The organism is Streptomyces sp. NPDC043908 (assembly GCF_056435525.1).
This window is the reverse complement of sequence record NZ_JBWKEI010000027.1, coordinates 20,818-42,449: the sequence shown is the minus strand read 5'-3', so window position 1 is coordinate 42,449 and position 21,632 is coordinate 20,818. Positions and strand designations below refer to the sequence as shown.

The 21,632-nt window shown below is 73.8% G+C and carries 15 protein-coding genes; 11 read left to right on the top strand and 4 right to left on the bottom strand.

Translation table 11 applies throughout. The features are described from left to right. The gene (locus tag AC069K_RS34670) at positions 1–522 is read right to left on the bottom strand and encodes a hypothetical protein (protein ID WP_478622715.1); all 522 of its coding nucleotides are present in this window, start codon (positions 520–522) and stop codon (positions 1–3) included. 168 nt (positions 523–690) lie between these two features. Here AC069K_RS34670 and rimP point away from each other — a divergent pair, with 168 nt between their 5' ends. From rimP to AC069K_RS34625, 9 genes are all read left to right on the top strand, one after another. Next, entirely contained in the window at positions 691–1,188 is a 498-nt protein-coding gene (gene rimP, locus AC069K_RS34665; protein ID WP_365111151.1) for a ribosome maturation factor RimP, read from the top strand. A 2-nt stretch (positions 1,189–1,190) separates the two neighbouring features. Beyond that, entirely contained in the window at positions 1,191–2,183 is a 993-nt protein-coding gene (gene nusA / locus AC069K_RS34660; protein WP_358837669.1) for a transcription termination factor NusA, read from the top strand. Positions 2,184–2,314: 131 nt separating this feature from the next. Beyond that, complete coding sequence (locus tag AC069K_RS34655; protein ID WP_358837670.1) at positions 2,315–2,593, top strand: YlxR family protein; 279 nt, start codon at positions 2,315–2,317, stop codon at positions 2,591–2,593. Positions 2,594–2,741: 148 nt separating this feature from the next. After that, positions 2,742–5,849 carry a translation initiation factor IF-2 gene (gene infB / locus AC069K_RS34650; RefSeq protein ID WP_358991602.1) on the top strand — a complete coding sequence of 1,036 codons (3,108 nt, stop codon included), beginning with the start codon at positions 2,742–2,744 and terminating at the stop codon, positions 5,847–5,849. 139 nt (positions 5,850–5,988) lie between these two features. Then, the gene (locus AC069K_RS34645) at positions 5,989–6,282 is read left to right on the top strand and encodes a DUF503 domain-containing protein (protein ID WP_358837274.1); all 294 of its coding nucleotides are present in this window, start codon (positions 5,989–5,991) and stop codon (positions 6,280–6,282) included. Between the two features lie 38 nt (positions 6,283–6,320). Continuing rightward, positions 6,321–6,779 carry a 30S ribosome-binding factor RbfA gene (rbfA, locus tag AC069K_RS34640; protein WP_358837275.1) on the top strand — a complete coding sequence of 153 codons (459 nt, stop codon included), beginning with the start codon at positions 6,321–6,323 and terminating at the stop codon, positions 6,777–6,779. Further along, positions 6,776–7,681 (top strand): tRNA pseudouridine(55) synthase TruB, encoded by a 906-nt coding sequence (truB, locus tag AC069K_RS34635; protein WP_358837276.1) that lies wholly within the window; start codon positions 6,776–6,778, stop codon positions 7,679–7,681. Before rbfA ends, truB begins: the two co-directional genes overlap by 4 nt. Positions 7,682–7,868: 187 nt before the next feature. After that, positions 7,869–11,768, top strand: coding sequence for a trypsin-like peptidase domain-containing protein (locus AC069K_RS34630; protein WP_478622710.1), 3,900 nt, complete (start codon positions 7,869–7,871; stop codon positions 11,766–11,768). Positions 11,769–11,831: 63 nt separating this feature from the next. Beyond that, complete coding sequence (locus AC069K_RS34625) at positions 11,832–12,797, top strand: bifunctional riboflavin kinase/FAD synthetase (protein WP_365111141.1); 966 nt, start codon at positions 11,832–11,834, stop codon at positions 12,795–12,797. 114 nt (positions 12,798–12,911) lie between these two features. Here AC069K_RS34625 and AC069K_RS34620 read toward each other — a convergent pair whose 3' ends face one another. From AC069K_RS34620 to eccE, 3 genes are all read right to left on the bottom strand, one after another. Continuing rightward, on the bottom strand, positions 12,912–16,043 hold the full coding sequence (locus AC069K_RS34620) for an SCO5717 family growth-regulating ATPase (protein ID WP_478622708.1): 3,132 nt from the start codon (positions 16,041–16,043) through the stop codon (positions 12,912–12,914). Between the two features lie 326 nt (positions 16,044–16,369). Continuing rightward, positions 16,370–17,155, bottom strand: coding sequence for a hypothetical protein (locus tag AC069K_RS34615; protein ID WP_478622706.1), 786 nt, complete (start codon positions 17,153–17,155; stop codon positions 16,370–16,372). Then, positions 17,155–18,435, bottom strand: coding sequence for a type VII secretion protein EccE (gene eccE / locus AC069K_RS34610; RefSeq protein ID WP_365111134.1), 1,281 nt, complete (start codon positions 18,433–18,435; stop codon positions 17,155–17,157). The genes AC069K_RS34615 and eccE overlap by 1 nt, the downstream gene beginning before the upstream one ends. A gap of 207 nt (positions 18,436–18,642) precedes the next feature. On the opposite strand from eccE, the gene eccB reads away from it, so the two are divergent. Both eccB and mycP read left to right on the top strand, forming a co-directional pair. Next, positions 18,643–20,190, top strand: coding sequence for a type VII secretion protein EccB (gene eccB / locus AC069K_RS34605; RefSeq protein WP_478622704.1), 1,548 nt, complete (start codon positions 18,643–18,645; stop codon positions 20,188–20,190). A gap of 23 nt (positions 20,191–20,213) precedes the next feature. Next, on the top strand, positions 20,214–21,527 hold the full coding sequence (mycP, locus tag AC069K_RS34600; RefSeq protein ID WP_478622720.1) for a type VII secretion-associated serine protease mycosin: 1,314 nt from the start codon (positions 20,214–20,216) through the stop codon (positions 21,525–21,527). The last annotated feature ends 105 nt before the right edge of the window (positions 21,528–21,632 follow it).

Sequence of the window (21,632 nt, the reverse complement as noted above, 5' to 3'; positions counted from 1 at the left end):
TCAGGCCCCCTCCCGCCGGGTCAGCAGATACGCGTGGACCGCGCCGGCCGCCGCCACCGAGGCCAGCAGCCGGGCGAGTTCGGGCGGCGCCGCGGTGAGGGCGGCCAGCTGTCCGTCGGAGACCCGGCGCGCGGTCGCCGCCAGCTCTCCCAGCGCCTCGGCGGGGTCGGCGGGGACGGGCGGGCCGGGTGAGCCGGGCGGGGAGGGCCGTGGGCGGGTGCCCGCGAGCGCCGCCGCGTGCTGGGCCGCCTCCTCGCGCAGGGGGGCAAGCCGGTCCCGTACCCCCGGATGGCGCAGCGACACCGCCTCGTACCGGTCGCGCAGCTCCGCGCTCGCCGCCGCGGTCCGCAGGCGCAGGGCCGCCTCGGCGCGCGCCTTCTGTGCGCGTTCGCGCTCCCGCGTGCTTCGGCCGCCGCCTTGTGCGCCGCCGTCCGAGCAGGCGGACAGCAGCCCGGCCGCGGCGGCCGCGCCGGTCGCCGCGAGGGCGGCTCTGCGGGAGGTCACCGTCCTGCTCACCGGCACGTCTGTCTCCCCTGCGGGCTCCGGCCCCGGGGGCCGCCATGTGATCACCGCAGGCGAGCGTACCCGCGCCCGGCCCCGGGTGGACGGCAACACCCCCCGGGACCGGATACCCTTTGATTCGACACGCGACGAACCCACAACAGCACACGCGGCCGAGGAGTCACCCGGATGAGCACGACCCAGAGCGAGAGGCTGCGCGGACTGCTGGAACCGCTCGTCAGCGCCAAGGACCTCGATCTCGAGGAGATCGAGGTCTCCCGGGCAGGACGCCGCCGTATGCTGCGGATCGTCGTGGACTCCGACGAGGGCGTGGAGCTGGACACCTGTGCCGAGCTGAGCCGCGCCGTCTCCGACGCGCTCGACGAGAGCGACGTGATGGGCGACGAGGAGTACGTCCTCGAAGTCACCTCGCCCGGCGCCGAGCGCCCCCTCTCCGAACCGCGCCACTACGTCCGCGCCACCGGGCGGCTCGCCCGGCTGACGCTGAACGAGGGCGGCGAGCTGGTCGCACGCGTCCTGAGCGCCGACGAGGAGGGCGTGGACCTGGAGGTCCCGGGTGTGAAGGGCCGCAAGGCCACCGCCCGCCGCCTCGCGTTCTCCGAGATCGCCAAGGCGCGTGTCGAAATCGAGTTCAACCGCAAGGACAAGAAGGAAGAGGAGGCGTAGCCATGGACATCGACATGAGTGCCCTGCGGGGTTTGGTACGGGAGAAGGAGATCTCCTTCGACCTGCTGGTCGAGGCCATCGAGTCGGCCCTCCTCATCGCCTACCACCGCACCGAGGGAAGCTTCCGCCGCGCGCGCGTGCAGCTCGACCGCGAGAACGGTCATGTGACCGTGTGGGCGAAGGAAGACCCGGCCGACCTGGAAGAGGGCCAGGAGGCCAAGGAGTTCGACGACACCCCGACCGGTTTCGGCCGGATCGCCGCCACCACCGCCAAGCAGGTCATCCTCCAGCGTCTGCGCGACGCCGAGGACGACATCACCTTCGGTGAGTTCGCCGGGCGCGAGGGCGACGTGATCACCGGTGTCGTCCAGCAGGGCAAGGACCCCAAGAACGTCCTGGTCGACATCGGCAAGATGGAGGCCATGCTCCCCGTGCAGGAGCAGGTCCCGGGCGAGGACTACGTCCACGGACTGCGCCTTCGTACGTATGTCGTACGGGTGGCGAAGGGTGTGCGCGGTCCCTCGGTGACCCTGTCGCGCACCCACCCCAACCTGGTGAAGAAGCTCTTCGCCCTGGAGGTGCCGGAGATCGCGGACGGTTCGGTGGAGATCACCGCCATCGCCCGCGAGGCCGGTCACCGCACGAAGATCGCCGTCCGTTCGACGCGTTCGGGCATCAACCCGAAGGGCGCCTGCATCGGCCCGATGGGCAGCCGGGTGCGCAACGTCATGGCCGAGCTGCACGGTGAGAAGATCGACATCGTCGACTGGTCGGACGACCCGGCCGAGATGGTGGCGAACGCGCTCTCCCCGGCCCGGGTCTCCCGTGTCGAGGTCGTGGACATGGCGGCCCGCTCCGCCCGGGTGACCGTGCCGGACTACCAGCTCTCGCTGGCCATCGGCAAGGAGGGCCAGAACGCCCGCCTCGCCGCGCGGCTCACCGGCTGGCGCATCGACATCAGGCCGGACACGGAGCAGCCCTCCGAGCAGGACTGAACACGACGGCCGCGGGGTCCGGGAACAGACCGGGCCCCGCTGCTGTTGCCGTCATGGTGATCTTTTAGGACAACGACCGTTCGATTTTTACCCCAAAGGGGTGAGGTCGGTACGGGGAGGTAGACTTAAACGTGTCTGGCCGGACGCCTGCCCGCGCATGCCCCGAACGCACCTGTGTCGGGTGCCGGGAGCGAGCGGCCAAGACCGATTTGCTGCGCATCGTGGAGGTCGAGGGCGCTTGCGTCCCCGATCCTCGCGGTACGCTGCCCGGCCGGGGTGCGTACGTTCACCCCGCCTCGGTCTGTCTGGACCTGGCGGTCCGCCGCCGGGCGCTCTCCCGGGCCTTCAGGGTCAAGGAGCAGCTGGACAGCGAGGCCGTGCGTCAGCACGTCGAGCAGGCAGCACCGTAAGAAGAAGTACGGCACGGAACACCGTGCGGTCAGGTACCTCGCGAGTTGGAAGTAGGTCGAGATTGCGATGAGCACTCGATGAGTACGCGATGAGTACGCCCATGAAGTAGCGACGGTCCGGCGGTAACCCGGACCTAAAAGGAGCGAAGTGGCTAAGGTCCGGGTATACGAACTCGCCAAGGAGTTCGGAGTGGAGAGCAAGGTCGTCATGGCCAAGCTCCAAGAACTCGGTGAATTCGTCCGTTCGGCGTCCTCGACGATCGAGGCCCCCGTTGTACGCAAGCTGACCGACGCTTTGCAGGGACCCGGTGGCAACGCCGGCAAGTCCGCCGCGAAGCCCGGCGCGCCCCGCAAGGCCGCGCCCGCCAAGCCCGCCGCGCCCTCCCCGGCGCAGGCGGCACGTCCCGCTGCCCCCAAGCCCGGCGCCCCGGCCCCCAAGCCGGCCGCCGCCGAGGCCCCCAAGAGCAGCACCCCGTCCACGGCGCCGGCCCCCGGCCCGCGTCCGGGCCCCAAGCCCGCGCCGGCCAAGCCCGCCCCGGCGGCTCCGGTCCCCGCGGCCGAGTTCTCGGCTCCGGCGGCTGCTCAGGCCCCCGCGCCGCAGCAGCAGCAGGCCCCGCGTCCCGCGGGTGCCACCCCCGGCCCGCGTCCGGCCGCCCGTCCCGCCGCCTCCGGCGGTCAGGGCGAGCGTCAGGGCGGCGAGCGTCAGGGCGCCCGTCCGGGTGCCCCGCGTCCGCAGGGCCAGGGCGCCCCGCGTCCGGGCGGTGCCCGTCCGGCCGGTCCGCGTCCCGGCAACAACCCCTTCACCTCCGGCGGCTCCACCGGCATGGCGCGTCCGCAGACGCCCCGTCCCGGCGGCGGCGCGCCCCGTCCCGGCGGCGCCGGTGCCCCCGGTGGCGCCCCGCGTCCGCAGGGTGGTCCCGGTGGCGCTCCGCGTCCGCAGGGCCAGGGTGCTCCCTCCGGCCGTCCCACCCCGGGCGGCATGCCCCGTCCGCAGGGCGGCGCCCCGCGTCCGGGCGGTGCCCCGGGCGGTAACCGTCCCAACCCCGGCATGATGCCGCAGCGTCCGGCTGCGGGCCCGCGTCCCGGCGGCGGCCCCGGTGGCCGTGGTCCCGGTGGCCCCGGTGGCCGTCCGGGCGGCGCCGGCCGTCCCGCGGGCGGCGGCTTCGCCGGCCGTCCGGCAGGTCCCGGCGGCGGCGGTCGTCCCGGCGGCGGCGGTGGCTTCGGCGGCCGTCCCGGCGGTGGCGGTGGCGCTCCCGGTGGCGGCGGCGGCTTCGGCGGCGGTCGTCCCGGCTTCGCCGGTCGTCCCGGCGGCCCCGGTGGCCGTGGCGGCACGCAGGGTGCCTTCGGCCGTCCCGGCGGGCCCGCCCGTCGCGGTCGCAAGTCCAAGCGTCAGAGGCGCCAGGAGTACGAGGCCATGCAGGCCCCGTCCGTGGGCGGCGTGATGCTGCCTCGCGGCAACGGCGAGACCGTTCGCCTGTCGCGCGGTGCGTCCCTCACCGACTTCGCGGAGAAGATCAACGCCAACCCGGCGTCGCTGGTCGCGGTCATGATGAACCTCGGCGAGATGGTCACTGCCACGCAGTCCGTCTCCGACGAGACCCTCCAGCTCCTCGCGGGCGAGATGAACTACCAGGTTCAGATCGTCAGCCCGGAGGAGGAGGACCGCGAGCTGCTCGAGTCCTTCGACATCGAGTTCGGCGAGGACGAGGGCGGCGAGGAGTACCTCGTGGCGCGTCCGCCGGTCGTCACCGTCATGGGTCACGTCGACCACGGAAAGACCCGACTGCTCGACGCGATCCGCAAGACGAACGTCGTGGCGGGCGAGGCCGGTGGCATCACCCAGCACATCGGTGCCTACCAGGTCGGTACCGAGGTCAACGGTGAAGAGCGCAAGATCACCTTCATCGACACCCCGGGTCACGAGGCGTTCACCGCCATGCGTGCCCGTGGTGCCAAGTCGACCGACATCGCGATCCTCGTGGTCGCGGCCAACGACGGCGTCATGCCGCAGACGATCGAGGCGCTCAACCACGCCAAGGCCGCCGGCGTCCCGATCGTCGTCGCGGTCAACAAGATCGACGTCGAGGGTGCGGACCCGGTCAAGGTCCGCGGTCAGCTGACCGAGTTCGGTCTGGTGGCCGAGGAGTACGGCGGCGACACCATGTTCGTCGACATCTCCGCCAAGCAGGGTCTGCACATCGACTCCCTGCTCGAGGCCGTCGTCCTCACCGCCGACGCCTCGCTCGACCTGCGGGCCAACCCGGAGCAGGACGCGCAGGGCATCGCGATCGAGGCCCACCTCGACCGCGGTCGCGGCGCCGTCGCCACCGTCCTCGTCCAGCGCGGTACCCTCCGCGTCGGCGACACGATGGTCGCCGGTGACGCCTACGGCCGAGTCCGCGCCATGCTCGACGACAAGGGCGAGAACGTGGAAGAGGCGGGTCCCTCGACTCCGGTCCTCGTCCTCGGTCTCACCAACGTCCCGGGCGCCGGCGACAACTTCCTGGTGGTCGACGAGGACCGTACGGCCCGTCAGATCGCCGAGAAGCGGGCCGCCCGCGAGCGCAACGCGGCCTTCGCCAAGCGCACCCGCCGGGTGTCCCTCGAGGACCTCGACAAGGTGCTCAAGGCCGGTCTGGTCCAGGACCTCAACATCATCATCAAGGGCGACGCGTCCGGTGCGGTCGAGGCTCTCGAGTCCTCGCTGCTCCAGCTCGACGTCGGTGAAGAGGTCGACATCCGCGTCCTGCACCGCGGTGTGGGTGCGGTCACCGAGTCCGACATCGACCTGGCGATGGGCTCCGACGCCATCGTCATCGGCTACAACGTCCGTGCGGCCGGCCGTGCCGCGCAGATGGCGGAGCGCGAGGGCGTCGACGTCCGGTACTACTCGGTGATCTACCAGGCCATCGAGGAGATCGAGGCGGCCCTGAAGGGCATGCTGAAGCCGGAGTACGAGGAGGTCGAGCTCGGCACCGCGGAGATCCGCGAGGTCTTCCGCTCGTCCAAGCTCGGCAACATCGCCGGTGTCCTCATCCGCTCCGGCGAGGTCAAGCGGAACACGAAGGCCCGCCTCCTCCGGGACGGCAAGGTCATCGCGGAGAACCTCAACATCGAGGGTCTGCGCCGCTTCAAGGACGACGTCACCGAGATCCGCGAAGGCTTCGAGGGCGGTATCAACCTCGGAAACTTCAACGACATCAAGATCGACGACGTCATCGCGACGTACGAGATGCGCGAGAAGCCGCGCGGCTGATCGTCGCAGGTGAGTCGGGGCCGGTCGGCGGAGCTTATTTCCGTCGATCGGCCCCGGCCGTTGCGTGTACGGTTCTGATGTCCCCGCCACGTCATCGGCGGGGCCGTCTACCCCGGACCGGCGGGACATCCGGACATACATGTATGTGGGGACGCTGTCCTTCGATCTGCTCCTCGGCGACGTGCGGTCGCTGAAGGAGAAACGCTCCGTCGTCCGGCCGATCGTGGCCGAGCTCCAGCGCAAGTACGCGGTGAGCGCGGCGGAGACGGGCGCCCAGGACCTCCATCGCAGGGCCGAGATCGGCCTGGCGGTGGTCTCCGGAGACACGGGGCACCTCACGGACGTACTGGACCGGTGCGAGCGTCTGGTCGCCGCCCGGCCGGAGGTGGAGCTGCTGTCGGTGCGACGCAGGCTCCACAGTGACGAAGACTGAACACTGAGCTCGAGCAAGGCAAAGAAGGAGAAGGACCAGTGGCCGACAACGCGCGGGCGAAGAAGCTGGCGGACCTCATCCGGGAGGTGGTCGCCCAGAAGCTGCAGCGCGGCATCAAGGACCCGCGCCTCGGTACGCACGTGACCATCACGGACACCAGGGTCACCGGCGACCTGCGGGAGGCCACGGTCTTCTACACGGTCTACGGCGACGACGAGGACCGGGCCAGCGCGGCCGCCGGACTGGAGAGCGCCAAGGGCATCCTGCGCTCCGCGGTCGGGGCCGCCGCCGGCACCAAGTTCACGCCGACCCTGACGTTCGTGGCGGACGCCCTCCCGGAGAACGCCAAGACGATCGAGGACCTCCTCGACAAGGCGCGGGCCTCGGACGCCGCGGTGCGCGAGGTCTCCTCGGGCGCCAAGTACGCCGGCGACGCCGACCCGTACAAGAAGCCCGGTGAGGACGACGAGGACGACGAGGGTACCGCCGCCGAATGAGCAACGTAGAGAAGACGCCGGACGGCCTTGTCATCGTCGACAAGCCGTCCGGCTTCACCTCGCACGACGTCGTGGCCAAGATGCGCGGGATCGCCAGGACCCGCCGCGTCGGCCACGCGGGCACCCTGGACCCGATGGCGACGGGCGTGCTCGTCCTGGGCGTCGAGCGGGCCACCAAGCTGCTCGGGCACCTCGCCCTGACCGAGAAGGAGTACCTCGGTACGATCCGCCTCGGCCAGGACACGGTCACCGACGACGCCGAGGGTGAGATCACCTCGTCCACGGACGCCTCGAAGGTGACCCGCGAGGGCATCGACGCCGGGGTCGCGGCGCTGACCGGCGCCATCATGCAGGTCCCGTCGAAGGTCTCGGCCATCAAGATCGACGGCAAGCGCTCCTACGCGCGCGTGCGCGGCGGCGAGGAGTTCGAGATCCCGGCCCGCCCGGTGACCGTCTCCTCCTTCACCGTGTACGACGTGCGCGAGGCGGTCGCCGAGGACGGCACCCCCGTCGTCGACCTGGTCGTCTCGGTGGTCTGCTCCTCCGGTACGTACATCCGCGCCCTCGCCCGCGACCTGGGCGCCGGGCTCGGTGTCGGCGGACATCTGACGGCGCTGCGCCGCACCCGGGTCGGCCCCTACGGCCTGGACGCGGCCCGCACGCTCGACCAGCTCCAACAGGAGCTGACCGTGATGCCGGTCGCCGAGGCGGCGGCCGCCGCGTTCGCGCGCTGGGACGTGGACGAGCGGCGCGCCGGGCTGCTCCTGAACGGGGTGCGCCTGGACATGCCCGAGACGTACGTCAGCGGGAAGCCGGTGGCGGTGTACGGGCCGGGCGAGCGGCTCCTGGCGCTGGTGGAGAGCCAGCGCGGCAAGGCCAAGAGCCTGGCGGTGTTCGGCTAGGAGCGCTTCGGCGGTCGCGGCCGGGACCCGTCCCGTGCTCCCAAACCTGTGGCGGGCTCCTTACGAGCCCGCCACCGGTGTTTTCACCCGGCGGGGCAGGCGCTCGTAGTGAAAGAGGGGAGCACTGGGGGGCGCTTTCGCCCCGCGTTCTTCTCGGGCGGATCATCCCAGAACTACCGTTTCGGACATGCGACGCGGGGACGGTGACGGGGGCCGGGAGACACTGGTACGGATCTGCGATCTGGCGGGACGTACCCGGGGCACCGGCTTCGTCGCCGACGACCGCGGCACCGTGGTGACCAGCCACGAGGTGGTGGACGGGCTCACCCGGGTGGTGCTGCACGCCCCCGGTGAGCGGACCTGCCTCGCCGAGGCCGACGCCGTGACCCCGCTGCCGGAGGCCGGGCTCGCGCTGGTGCGCACCGAGGGGCTCGACGTGCGCCCGCTGCCGGTCGCCGCCCGCGCATTGGTCGCGCCGGGCACGTATGTACGGATCGCCGCGCACGGCTGGCGCGAGGCGCGGGTGCTCGGCGAGTCACCCGTCACCTACACCGCCACCGACCGCTTCCACCTCCTCGGCTCCGCGCTGGAGCTGGCGATCGGCACCGAGGGCGCCGACGCGCTGCGGCTGGGCGGCGAGGCCGCGGGCGGGCCGGTCCTGGACGCGGCGACCGGTGCGGTGCTCGGGGTGCTCGGCACCGCGCTGCACGCGGCGCACCGGGCGGCCGGGTTCGCGGTGCCGCTGCGCCCCGACGGCGGCCCGCTCCAGGAGCTGCTGCGGCGCAACGCGGCGACCGTCCCGGGGTACGGGGAGGACCTCAACCTGGCGGGCGCGCTCCAGCTCACCGCGACCTCCGTGGGCTCCGCCGACGGACCCGGCGAGCGGCGCGAGCCGGTCGAACGGCGGCTCACCGTACGGCACTTCACCGACTTCGCGGCCGGACCGGCCCGTGTCCTCGGCCTCGTCGGCGACCCCGGCACCGGCCGCACCACCGAACTCGCCGCCCTCGCCGCCCGCCGTGCCCGGGGCGCCGAGCCCGCGCCCACGGTGTGGCTGCGCGGCGCGGATCTGCGCGCGGGCGACGGCTCGGTGGCCGACGCGGTGGCCCGGGCGCTGCGGCAGGCGGGCCGGATCGTGGCGGCCGCGGGGGCGCCCGGCGACATGGAGTGCGCCACCCCGGATCGGGTGGCCCGGCTCGCCTCCGACGCCGGGCGGCCCCTGCTCGTCCTGCTGGACGGGCCCGAGGAGATGCCGCCCGTCCTCGCGCACCGGCTGCCCGAGTGGACGGCCGGGACGGCGGCCTGGCTGCGTGAGGCCGGGGCGCGCCTGGTGGTCGCCTGCCGCCCCGAGCACTGGGAGCAGGCCGGGGCGCTCTTCCCGCCCGAGGCGCTGTACCCGGCCGAGGCGCCCCGGCTGCCGCACGCCGTGCGGATCGGCGACCTCTCCCGCAAGGAGGCGGCCCGGGCGCGCGAGCGGTACGGCATCCCCGACGGCGCCCTGGCCGAGGGCGCCGGGCGCCATCCGCTGACCCTGCGGCTGCTCGCCGAGGTGCGCGAGGCGCTGCCGGGCGAGGTGCCGGGCCGCCCGGGCCGTGAGGACGTCTTCGCCGCCCATCTGGACCTGATGTGCCTGCGCGTCGCGGTACGGCTGGCCGCCGCCCGGCGCCCCCAGCTGCGCGGCGCGGCCGTGCGGCGCCTCGCCGCCCGGGTCTCCGGCCGGGTCCACGAGGCGGCCCGGCGCTGCCTCGGCCCCGGCCAGGGCGAACTGGACCGCGAGAACTTCGAGGAGATCTTCCCCTGGCGCACCGGCTGGGCCTCGGCGGTCCTCACCGAGGGCCTGCTGGTCCCGGCGGGATCCGGCTACCGCTTCGCGCACGAGGAGCTCGCCGACTGGCTCCAGGCCGCCCACCTCGACCTGGACGCGGCCCTGCACGCCCTGGTCCACCGCTGGTGCGAGGACACGCCCGCAGGCGAGCACCCCGCCCCGCCCCGGTTGCCGTCCCGCCCGGGTACGAGCGGCCCGGGTGACGACGGGGCGGGGTACGTGCCGCCTCCGCCGGGGTCGCGCGGCGCCGGGGCGGCAGGCTCGGGCGACGCCTCCGCCCCGCCCCGGTTGCCGTCCCGCCCGGGTACGAGCGGCCCGGGTGACGACGCGGCGGGGTACGTGCCGCCTCCGCCGGGGTCGCGCGGCGCCGGGGGAGAGGGGCCGGGCGACGGCCCCGTCCCGCCCCCGGACATGTCTGCCGGGCGGCCGCACCCCGGTGTCGTCCCCGACCAGCGCCGGGCGCCGCGCCGCGAGGAGGGCAGACGGGGCAGGCGCTTCCGCCCCGGGCCGCCGCCACCCGCGCCCGGCGCGCGCGCCGAACCGCCGTGCGACGAGCCCCGCACCCTCCCCGTCCCCCGCCACCGCATCGGCCCCGTCCTCCAGGCCCTGCTCCTCCTCGACCGCGAGCAGGGGGCCGAGCGGCTCGCCCCGCACCTGGCCAAGCTGGTGGACGCGCTCGACCGGCTCGCCGCCGGGTCCGGGACGGCTCCGCCGGAACGGGCGGAGGACGCCGGCTGGTGGGCGGTGCACCTGCTCACCCAGACGCTGCTGCGGGTGCCCGAGCCCCGCTCGTACCTCTGTGTGCTGCGGCTGCTCGCGGACCGGATCAGCGAGCGGTCGGTGCGCGAGGGCGGGCCCGGGCGGCTGGGCGGGCTCGGCACGTTCGGGCCGTGGTTCTGGCAGCGGCTGCGGATCGGCGACGACCGCCGGATGGAGCTGATGCGGCGCCTGGTCCCCGCCGACGGGGCGCCCGGCCACGCGCCCGGCTGGGAGCGCTACCTCGACGCCGTGGACCGGCGCCTGGCGGCCGAACCCCGGAGCGTACAGCCGCTGCTGTGCCGGTGGTTCACCGATGAGCGGCCGCTGCCCGCGCCGCCGGGCAGCGAGATGCGCCCGACCGTCGCCGGGGCCGCGCAGGCCCTGCTCTACGCGCGCCGCTCGCTGGCCGTCGACGACCTCACCGAGGCGCTCGTGGCCACCGCGCACGCCCGCGCGGACGAACTCCTGGCCGCGCTCGCCGAGGACGAGCCGTCCGCGCTCTGCCGGGCCGTGGACCGCTGGGCCCACGACGACCGGCCCGAACGGCGGGTGGCCGCCGCCGCGTACGGGCCGCGCGTCGCGCCGTACGCCACCGCCGGCGCCGACCGCGACCTGCTGCGCTACGCCGCGCTCGCCCTGCTCGCCCGGCCCGCCGACACCCCGCTGCACGGCGCCGCGCTCGGCCTGCTCGTCCGCGACCCGTGCACCCGCGCGCGCTACCTCGACACGACGCTCGCCCGGTACACGGGCGGCGACCCCAAACTGCCCGCCGCCGCGCTCCTGGCCGCCCTCCCCACCCACCCCGAGCCGGTCCTCGCCGCCTTCCAGACCCGTCTGGACCAGCCGGGCGACGCCGCCGCCGAAGTGCTGGAGGCGCTCGCCGAGATCAACACGCCCGCGCTCGCCCGGCGCGCGGCCGCCCTCGTCCGCCAGTACGTGGACCGCCATCCCGAGGGAGCCGTCCACGCCGCCGCGTTCGTGGAGCGGCGCCTGGAGTACGGCCCGGCAGCGCGCGCGGTGCTCTTCCCGCTGGTCACCTCCGTCCTGCGAGCCTGCTCCCCGCAGGTGCGCCGGGCGCTGGCGCCGGTGCTCGCCGCGCCCGGCAGCCGCACCTCGCGCCCCCTGCGGGCCGAACTCCTGGACGTCCTGCTGGAATACGAGCGGTACGAGTCGCGGGACCCCGCGGTGCTGCACGCCCTGCTGCGGGCCGCCGCCCTCGGGGCGACGGCGCGGCCTGAGGCCCGCACCCGCGACCTGGTCCACCGCACCGGGCTGCTCCTGGTGCGGACCCCCGAGGGCGCCTGCTGCTTCGACCGGCGGGTGGTGGAGCTGGCCAGGGAAGTACCGGAATTCGCCGTTCAGGTCGCGGGCTGGCTCGCCCAGGCGCCGCACGAGTGGTCCGCCGTGATCGGGCCGAGCGCCCGCCGCATGGTCGAGGCACTTGCGGTGCCCATGCCGATGAGGGCCGAACCCGCCGGGCATGGCAGTCTTAGACCTGTGTGAGAGGACACCTCTCACGTACACGGGTTCGGATTTCGGGCGAGTTTCGGGCGAGGAGCGGTCACAGTGCAGCGCTGGCGTGGCTTGGAGGACATTCCCCAGGACTGGGGACGCAGCGTCGTCACCATCGGCTCCTACGACGGGGTGCACCGCGGTCATCAGGTGATCATCGGGCGGGCCGTGGCGCGCGCCCGTGAGCTGGGCATCCCCTCCGTCGTGGTGACCTTCGACCCGCACCCCAGCGAGGTGGTGCGCCCCGGCAGCCACCCCCCGCTGCTCGCCCCGCACCACCGGCGCGCCGAGCTGATGGCGGACCTGGGCGTGGACGCGCTGCTCATCCTCCCCTTCACCAGCGAGTTCTCGAAGCTGTCACCGGCCGAGTTCGTGGTGAAGGCACTGGTCGACAAGTTGCACGCGCGCGTGGTCGTCGAGGGCCCCAACTTCCGCTTCGGCCACAAGGCGGCCGGCGACGTGGAGTTCCTGGCCGAGCAGGGCAAGACGTACGACTACGAGGTCGACGTCATCGACCTCTTCGTCAGCGGCGAGGCGGGCGGCGGGCAGCCGTTCTCCTCGACCCTGACCCGGCGTCTGGTCGCCGAGGGCGACGTGGCGGGCGCGGCCGAGATCCTGGGCCGCCCGCACCGGGTCGAGGGTGTCGTGGTGCGCGGCGCGCAGCGCGGCCGCGAACTGGGCTACCCGACGGCGAACGTGGAGACGCTGCCGCACACCGCGATCCCCGCGGACGGCGTGTACGCGGGCTGGCTCACCGCGAACGGCGAGCGGATGCCCGCCGCGATCTCGGTCGGCACCAACCCGCAGTTCGACGGCACCGAGCGCACGGTCGAGGCGTACGCGATCGACCGCGTCGGCCTCGATCTGTACGGGCTGCACGTCGCCGTCGACTTCCTCGCCTATGTGCGCGGCCAGGAGAAGTTCGCGTCGATCGAGGCGCTGCTGGAGGCGATCGGGCGCGATGTGAAGCGCTCGACCGAGCTGATCGAGGCGCACGAGGCGCACGAGGCGCAGGCGTAGCACTCGTCCGCCGCTCCGCGCGGCGACCGCCGCCGGAGGATCAGGGGTCAAGCCCGAAGGGCCCGTACCGTCGCGAAGACGGTACGGGCCCTTCGGTGTCGCCCCTCGCCGCTCCTACTGCTGCTGGGGCGGCTGCTGCTGCCACCCCTGCGGCGGCTGCCCGCCGTACGGCTGGGGCGGCTGCGGCTGCTGGGGTGCGTACGGCTGCGGCTGCGCCTGCCCGGGGAACGGCTGACCGGGCACCTGCTGCCCCGGGATGTGCGGCTGGCCGGGCTGCGGCGCGTACTGACCCGGCATCGGCGGAGCCATGTGCGGCGGCGGGTTGACCCCGTCCCCCGTCCACAGCCCCTGCTGCTGCTGGGCCCGGACGAAGTCCTCGGCCACCAGCGCCGACAGGTGGAAGTACGCCTCGCGCGTCTTCGGCCGCATCATGTCCAGGTCGACCTCGGCGCCCGCCGCCAGATGCTCGTCGAACGGGACGACCACGACCCCGCGGCAGCGCGTCTGGAAGTGCTGGACGATGTCGTCCACCTTGATCATCTTGCCGGTCTCACGGACCCCGGAGATCACCGTGAGCGAGCGCTGGACCAGGTCCGCGTACCCGTGCGCGGAGAGCCAGTCCAGGGTCGTGGACGCGCTCGACGCGCCGTCGACCGACGGGGTGGAGATGATGATCAGCTGGTCCGCGAGGTCGAGGACACCGCGCATCGCCGAGTACAGCAGACCCGTACCCGAGTCGGTGAGGATGATCGGGTACTGCTTGCCCAGGACGTCTATCGCCCGCCGGTAGTCCTCGTCGTTGAACGTCGTGGACACGGCCGGGTCGACGTCGTTGGCGATGATCTCCAGACCCGACGGCGCCTGCGAGGTGAACCGGCGGATGTCCATGTACGAGTTGAGGTACGGGATCGCCTGGACCAGGTCGCGGATGGTCGCCCCGGTCTCGCGGCGCACCCGGCGTCCCAGTGTGCCCGCGTCGGGGTTGGCGTCGATCGCCAGGATCTTGTCCTGCCGCTCGGTCGCCAGCGTCGCGCCCAGCGCCGTGGTGGTCGTCGTCTTGCCGACACCGCCCTTGAGGGAGATGACCGCGATCCGGTAGCACGACAGGACGGGCGTACGGATGAGGTTGAGCTTCTGCTGCCGCTCGGCCTCCTCCTTCTTGCCGCCGAACTTGAAGCGGGAGGAACCGCCCGTGTTGCGGCTGCTCTTCGCCTTCTGCTTGTTGTTGCGCAGCAGCCGGTCGGAGGAGAGCTCCACGGCCGCGGTGTACCCGAGCGGCGCGCCCGGCACGGACCGCTCGCGCTGGTCGTGGGCGACGGGGGAGGGCCACCCGGTGCCACTGCGCGGGTCCACGGGCCCGGCGGGCGGCTGCGCCTGCGGCAACGGCTGCGCCTGGGCGTGCGCCTGGGGCTGGGGTTGCGGCTGTGCCTGCGCCGGCGGTTGCGGCTGGGCCTGCTGCTGGCCCTGTGGCTGGCCGTGCTGCTGGGGGAAGCCGTAGCCGCCCTGGGGGGCGTGAGGGGCCTGCGGCTGGAGAGCCTGGGGCGCCTGCGGCGTCTGCGGTACGGGCGGGTTCTGGGCCGGGATGGGGGCCGGGGTGGGCTGCGGGAAGCCGTAACCGCCTTGCGGAGCGGGGGCGTTGGGGTCGGCGGCCGGGGCCGGGGCGCCCGGCGTGCCCGGGTGCGGGAACCCGTAAGCGCCCTGCGGGGCGGGGGTGTTGGGGGCGGGAGCCGGGGCCGGAGCGCTCGGCGTGGCCGACTGCGGGAAGCCGTAACCGCCCTGGGGGGTCGGGGCCGGGGCCGGGGTGTGGGGCTGGGGCGCCGGGAAGCCCGGCTGGCCGGTGGGCGGTACCTGCTGCGGCGCCGAAGCGTTCGGCGTGCCCGGGACCTGCGGCTGGTCGCCCTGCGGCACCGGCCACCCGGGCTGCCCGGCCTGCGGCTGCGGCTGATGCGCCGGTACGGGCCACTGCGGCGCCGGTGCGGGCGCGGCGGGCTGGTACGCGGGCGGCAACGGCGGCAACCCGGGCTGCTGAACCGGCGCCTGGCCAGGCTGCTGACCCGACTGCTGGGCCTGCGCTGCCCACGGCTGATCGGCCGGGACGGCTGGGGCCACCGGTGCGTCGTGGGAAACGGCGTCCTGGGGCGCGGCATCCTGCGGAGCCGCGTCCTGGGGAGCCGCGTCCGTCACCGCGGGCACGGCGTCGGCCGGCTCAGTGGGAACGGCCGGGGACGCCAGCGGCGCGGCCGTCACGTAGTCACCGGAGTCGGCGGACTCACCGGCGTTCTGGTCGGCGGACGCGACCGGCGCGGGCGAAGCGGCATCGCTCGGTTCAGCGGCACCGGAACCGGAAGCGGACGCGGAGGCGACAGCGGCCGGGGCGGTGGCAGGAGCGGGCTCCGGTTCACCCGAAGGCGCGTCGGTGTCCGCCGTGTTCTCGGGGCTCAGCGGACCGGAGGCGGCGGCCTCGGGCTCGGCCTCACCCGTACGGTCAGCACCGTCACTGGCACCGGCACCGGCATCGGCGCTGGCACCGGCGTCCGCCGGGGAGTCGGCGTCCCGGGCAGGGCTCACCGCGGCCTCGGCCGCGTCCTCGACGGCGGGCACGTCGACGGGCTTGTCGTCCACGGTCGGCGCGGTCGGCGCGGGCGCGGGAGGCGCGTCCGTCACGCCAGGGGCCTCAGCCACGGGGGCGCCGGACGCCTCATCCGTACCTGTACCTGTACCCGTACCCGTACCCGTACCCGTAGCCGGGTCCGTACCCGTACCGGCACTCGGACTCGGACCCGTAGCCGGGTCCGTGCCCGCCTCCGCGGCCGCCGCTTCGGCCTTGGCGGCGTCCGCCTTGGCCAGCCGCTCCGCGAGCTCCCGCTTCAGCGAGCCCGGCGAGAACCGCATCGTGGCGCCGCTCTCGATGTCCCCACCGCCGAACGGCTGCGGCTCGGCCGCCGCCTGCGGAACGGGAGCCGCCGCCGCGGCCTCGGCCGGGGCGGGACCCGGCGCGGGCGGCGCGGTCGTCCAGGTGGGCTGGAAGCCACCGCTGGAGGGCAGCCCGGGCACCGCCACGGGCGGCCCGGCGGGCGGCGGGGGAGGCGGCGTCGCCGCGTCCGCGCTGGGCGCCGCGTTCTGCGTGTACCAGGCGGGCGGGGTGTAGTCGATGGTGAACTCACCCGTGGGCTCGGGATCGGCGTCGGACCGATTCTCGTCGCGCGCGTTCCCGCCGGTGCGGAACTGGTCCTGATCGCTGTTCACCGGATTCCTTTCGTTCGCAGGCCGTCCCAGCCTAATCGCCGACAACTCCGCACCGGCAGGCCCGGCCACCCCTCACCGACTGTCCCCTCCATCACGACGTGCCCGTGGTGCTGCCGTCAAGTGACAGCAGGGCGGCGTCGTGCGGCCGGAGGGTGAACGCACCGTTCACACACCCCGCTCAGGCCGGTCGTACCTGCTCGGATTCCCCGTGTTTCTGTGGTCCGGTCCCTGTAGTCCTGTGGTTCTGTGGTTCTGTGGTCCCTGGGTCCCAGGCGGTCCCAGTGGTCCCGCTGTCCCTGTGGTGGCACGCGCGCGGCGCGGGCCGCTCAGTCCATCCGCCGGGCGGAGCCGAGCAGTCCGGTCTCCGCGTCCGTGGCCTGGGTCATCACGAACTGGCGGTCGCGGGCGCCGCACCACAGGGTGACCCCGTCCGCCAGCGTGGACAGCGCCTCGGTCTCGGCCTGCGGGAGATGCATGATCCGTCCGATCTGCGCGGCCTCGTCCGGCGAGACCCGCTGCACACCGACCAGATCCGACTTCTCCAGCAGCCGGGGCGCCACGGGGCTCAGATACGGCAGCAGCGTCAGCACCGACTGCCACGGCCCCGAGACCACCCGCCCGCGCGGCGGCCGCATCCCGCAGTCGCGGATGACCACGACCGGCGATCCGGCGGACGCGCCCTGCGGCGGCACCCGGCCCACGTCGTGCAGCGCGATGCACTGCTGGCCGCCACCGGCGGCCTGGGCGAGCGCCGTCCAGGCGGGGGCCCGGCCGGTCTCCACGGTCACGCGCGCGCCCGTGGCAGCCGCCCGCAGCGCTAGCACCTGCGCGGTCCAGAGCCCGCCGATGAGCGTCACGTCGTACGCCGTCGGGCGGTTGATGCCGAGGACCGACGGGCGGCCCGACGCGTCCACCCCTATCACCATGCCGTCGTCGCCCACGGGCAGCGCCAGCGCCTCCACCTGGTCGGCGGCGAGCGCGTGCCGGTCGCGGCGCGGGCCCAGGAGCCCGAAGCCCAGCCGGGCGCGCCCCCTGCGGACCTCGGGAGAGGCGGCCGCGGGGGAGACGCCGGAAGGGGAGACCGCGGAAGGAAGGACAGAGGACGTGGTCATCAGCGCGCACCCCCGAGCGGCAGTGTGGCCAGCATGCCCGGCAGCTGTTCGCGGTCCAGGCGCACCAGGCCGGTCTTCACGCCGCGCGCGGTGCGCTCCAGCTCCCGGCGGGCGGCGACCAGTTCCTCGTCGCTGCGGCCGGTTATCCGGACGTGGCCGGTGAGCGTGATCTCCTGGCGGTCGCCCGCGGCCAGCGTCAGGCTGAACGTCGTGGCGAGCGCGGGGAGCGAGGTCAGCAGGGCGACCAGCTGCGGCATCGAGGCCCCGGCGCCGCCCAGTTGGGGCCAGCGGCCCACCCAGTACGTGGTGTGGCGGCGGTCGTCGCAGCGCCAGGTCCTGGCCGTCTCCTGGGTGCGCCGCCCCGGCGTGCCCGCGCGGCCCGCCTGGGTGATCGCCATCGGGTTGGCGCAGGTCGAGGTGGCGATGGCGCCGGTCAGCTCCTGCTCGGTGAGGACGGTCGCGCGGAACCCGGCGCCGGTGAGCCGGCTCGCCAGCTGGTCCGCCGCGCGCACCAGGCATTTCTGGGCGCCGGTCAGTCCGCCGCCGCGCGCCGCCACCGCCTCCGCGCACAGCTCGGGGTCGAGCTTGAGCGCGATCCAGGTGATGCGCACCGCGGGCGAGCCGGTCTGCGCCTGGAGCGGCGCGTAGTTGCGGGCGGCCACCGACTGCTGCGGCAGGTGCGGGGCGGGCGCGGGCTGGGTGTGCTGGACGATCTGCGCGGACTCCAGACGGATACCGTCGACGTCCAGCGCGTCCCGTACGAGCGCGACCGGCAGCGGGCGGGTGCCGCGCTCCGGGCGCAGCGCCGTGGCGTCCATCTCGACCTGGAGCACGGCGGTGAGGAAGGTGCCGTCGCCCACCATGCCGACGGGACGGCGGTCACGGTCACCGAACGTGTACGTCCGCAGGGCCGGGTCGCACTCCACCACCGGGGCGAAGCCCGGTTCGGTGCCCGCCGGGACCGGCAGGCTCGCCGCCCTGCGCGTACGCGCGCGCAGCGCGAGCACCGTGCCCAGCCATTCGGGCAGGGAGCGGCGGTGGCGGCGCACCACCGCGAGCAGCACCAGCAGCGCGGCGACCACGCCGGCGGGCACCAGCATCAGCGTGTCGATCACCCACGCGACGAGCAGCACCGCGGCGGCGAGCTCCACCAGGACGAGTTGTTGCAGTCGGAACGACCCGAAGTGTCCGGGCCGGGCCTTCAGACGGGGTGCGGAGGCTCCAGGGGCGGGGGCCGACGGACCGGCGGCGGCAGGCCGCACACGCGTCGCGGACGCCATCACTCCACCACCCCCCAATCGTGCGCAAGCACCCAAAACATCCGGATTCCCCCAGCTCGGCAAGGGGTCTTGACGGCGGCTTCACCCTACCCGCCCCACAGGCACCCTCGGTCAACAGGCATAGTAGGGGGCCGGTCTGACAATCGAGGCCCGGGGACCGCAGGACCAGGTCCGATCAGGGGGCCGCGCGGGGAGAGACAGAGGCGCATGGCATCACGGCGGGACGAGCTCAACGCGTACACCTTTGCGAAGAAGCGCACGGTGGCGGCGTTTCTGCAACCGTCCCCCACGGGCACGGAGGAGGGCGCCCCGCGTCCGCTCAAGGCCATCGTGCCGAGTGTCATCGTGGCCGCGCTCTGCCTCGCCGGCTTCGGGGCCTGGGGGATGTTCAAGCCGAAGGCGCCGCAGGGCTGGGACACCCCCGGCACCAAGGTGATCGTCGGCAAGCAGTCGACCACCCGGTACGTCGTGCTCTCCACCGGCAAGGGCAAGGACAAGAAGGTCCTGCTCCACCCGGTGCTCAACCTGGCCTCGGCCCGACTGCTCCTCGATCCGGCGAAGTTCGACGTCATCCAGGTCAGTGACGACATCCTCGACTCCGGCAAGCTCGCGCGCGGGCCGATCCTCGGCATCCCGTACGCGCCGGACCGGCTGCCCGCCGCGAGCGAGGCCGGCAAGGCCAAGCGCTGGGCGGTCTGCGAGCAGCCCGGCGGCGGCAAGGACTCCGTCCAGAAGGCCGCGTTCGTCTTCGCCGAACGCGACTTCAAGCTGACCGACGACAAGCGCAGGCTCACCGGCGGCCAGGTGATGTACGTGCAGGGCCAGAAGAACCAGGCGCGTTACGTGGTCGACGCCAAGGGCACCAAGTACCTGGTCAAGGGCGCCCCCGGCGATCTGCTCGCGCGGACCCTGTTCGGCGCCGACGAGAAGCCGCAGCAGGTCACCGACGACTGGCTGGCCACCCTCGGCGACGGCACCCCGATCGACTTCCCGACGATCCCCGGCACCGTCGGTGCCCCGGCCGGCACCGGCGGCGGCCTCTCGCCGCAGCAGGACAAGGTCGGGATGGTGCTGAGCGCCCCGACCGGCGCGGGCCGCCAGCAGTACGTGGTGCTCCAGGGCAAGGTCCAGCCCGTCTCCGACTTCACGGCCTGGCTGGTGCTCAACTCCCCGCAGACGACGCGGCTCGGCATGCGCGGCGACGTCAGCAAGGTGAACGCGGGCGACATCACGCCGACGCCCGAGTACTTCGGCGCCGCCAACAACTGGCCGGAGAAGAGCGCCAAGCAGGTCAACGCGGGCAGCGCGGGGGCGGGCGCGCGCACCACCGTGTGCAGCGTGCTGCGCAAGGTCGACGACAAGGGCAACACCACGCTCTCCACCTGGGCGGGCACCGAGTACCCGGCGGCCATCACCGCTGGCGGCACCAGCACGTACGTCACCCCCGGCACGGGCCTGCTCTACACCCAGGTGCAGGGCCGCCAGACCCGCCCCGACGGTTCGCTCTTCCTGGTGACCGACACCGGACTGCGGTACGCGGTGCAGGCCAACGGCGACAGCGACGCCGCCCGTTCCGACATCGGCGCCGGCGACCAGCAGAAGCCGGACGACGGCCGCCCCGAGCCGAGCCAGGCGCAGCAGCGCCTCGGATACGAGAAGGTCACCCCGGCCCTGGTGCCCATCAACTGGTCGGAGTTCCTGTCCAAGGGCCCGCGGCTGGACACCAACAGTGCCCGCCAGCCCCAGGGCTCGTAGGGAAGGACGGACCTGTCGTGTCGATGCTGAAGCCAAACAGGAAACCGGTGCTGGTGGGCGTGGCCACGGCCGTCGCCGCGCTGACGCTCGCGCCCTCGGCGTACGCGTCCCCGGCGCCCGTCCCGGCCGCCCCGCCGGCCCCGCCCGCTCCCGGACTCGACGGCAGCGGCGAGTGCACCTTCCCCATGAAGAAGCAGATCGAGGGCCGCCCCTGGTCGCTCCAGCGGGTGCTCTTCGACGAGCTCTGGCAGGACACCAAGGGCAAGGGCGTACGGGTCGCGGTCATCGACACCGGCGTCGACATCGCCAACCCGCAGCTCAAGCCGGCGGTCGACGCCAAGAGCGGCGCCGACTACCTCAAGCCGGAGAAGGAGGGCGGCGGCGAGCAGAACGACAAGCGCGGCAAGACCGGTGGCACGGTCGACGAGGTCGGCCACGGCACCAAGGTCGCGGGCATCATCGCCGCGCGCCCCCGCGCGGGCACCGGCTTCGTCGGCCTGGCGCCCGAGGCCACGATCATCCCGATCCGCCAGAACGACGAGAAGAACAGCGGCAAGACGGACACCATGGCGAAGGCGATCGACCACGCCATCGACCAGCACGCCGACGTGATCAACATCTCGCAGGACACCACCGAGCCGCAGGGACCCGACTCGGACCTGGCGAAGGCCGTCCGACGAGCCCTGGACAAGCAGATCGTGGTCGTCGCCTCGGCGGGCAACGACGGCATGGACGGCAAGCTGAAGGAGACCTATCCGGCGGCCTTCCCCGGCGTGCTGGCGGTCGCCTCCTCGGACCGCAACAACGAGCGCGCGGTGTTCTCGCAGCCGGGCACGTTCGTCGGGGTCGCGGCGCCCGGCGTCGACATCGTCTCGACCGTCCCGGGCAACGGCCAGTGCTCGGACAACGGGACGAGCTTCTCGGCCCCCTACGTCGCCGGGGTCGCCGCGCTGCTGCGCGCCAAGTACCCGTACGCGAAGACCAAGTGGACCGCCGCGCAGATCATCGCGCGGATCGAGCAGACGGCGGAGCGGTCCGTCAACGGGCACGACAACTTCGTCGGCTGGGGCGTGGTCGACCCGGTCCGCGCGGTGACCGACGACTCGCCCCCCGAAGAGGCCGCGCACCCGGACCCGGGCCCGCCCCGGGCGCAGCCCCCGGACGTGACCGCGCTGGCGCTCTCCGAGACGCCCCAGGAGCGCAACGAGCGGTACGCCACCTACGCGTTGGGCATCGCCGCGCTGCTCGTGGCGGTGGTCGCGGGCACGGCGACGGTGATCCGGGACGTCCGTCGGCGGGGCGCGCGCGGGCTGAGCGGGTTGCCGGAGAGGTTCTGAGAGAACTCAGAGGTTTTCGGGACGAGTCTGCGACATCTTTGAGTACGGATACTCATTCGGCTCCGAATCCGGAGTGACTAGAGTGATCACATGCTTCGCGTGCTT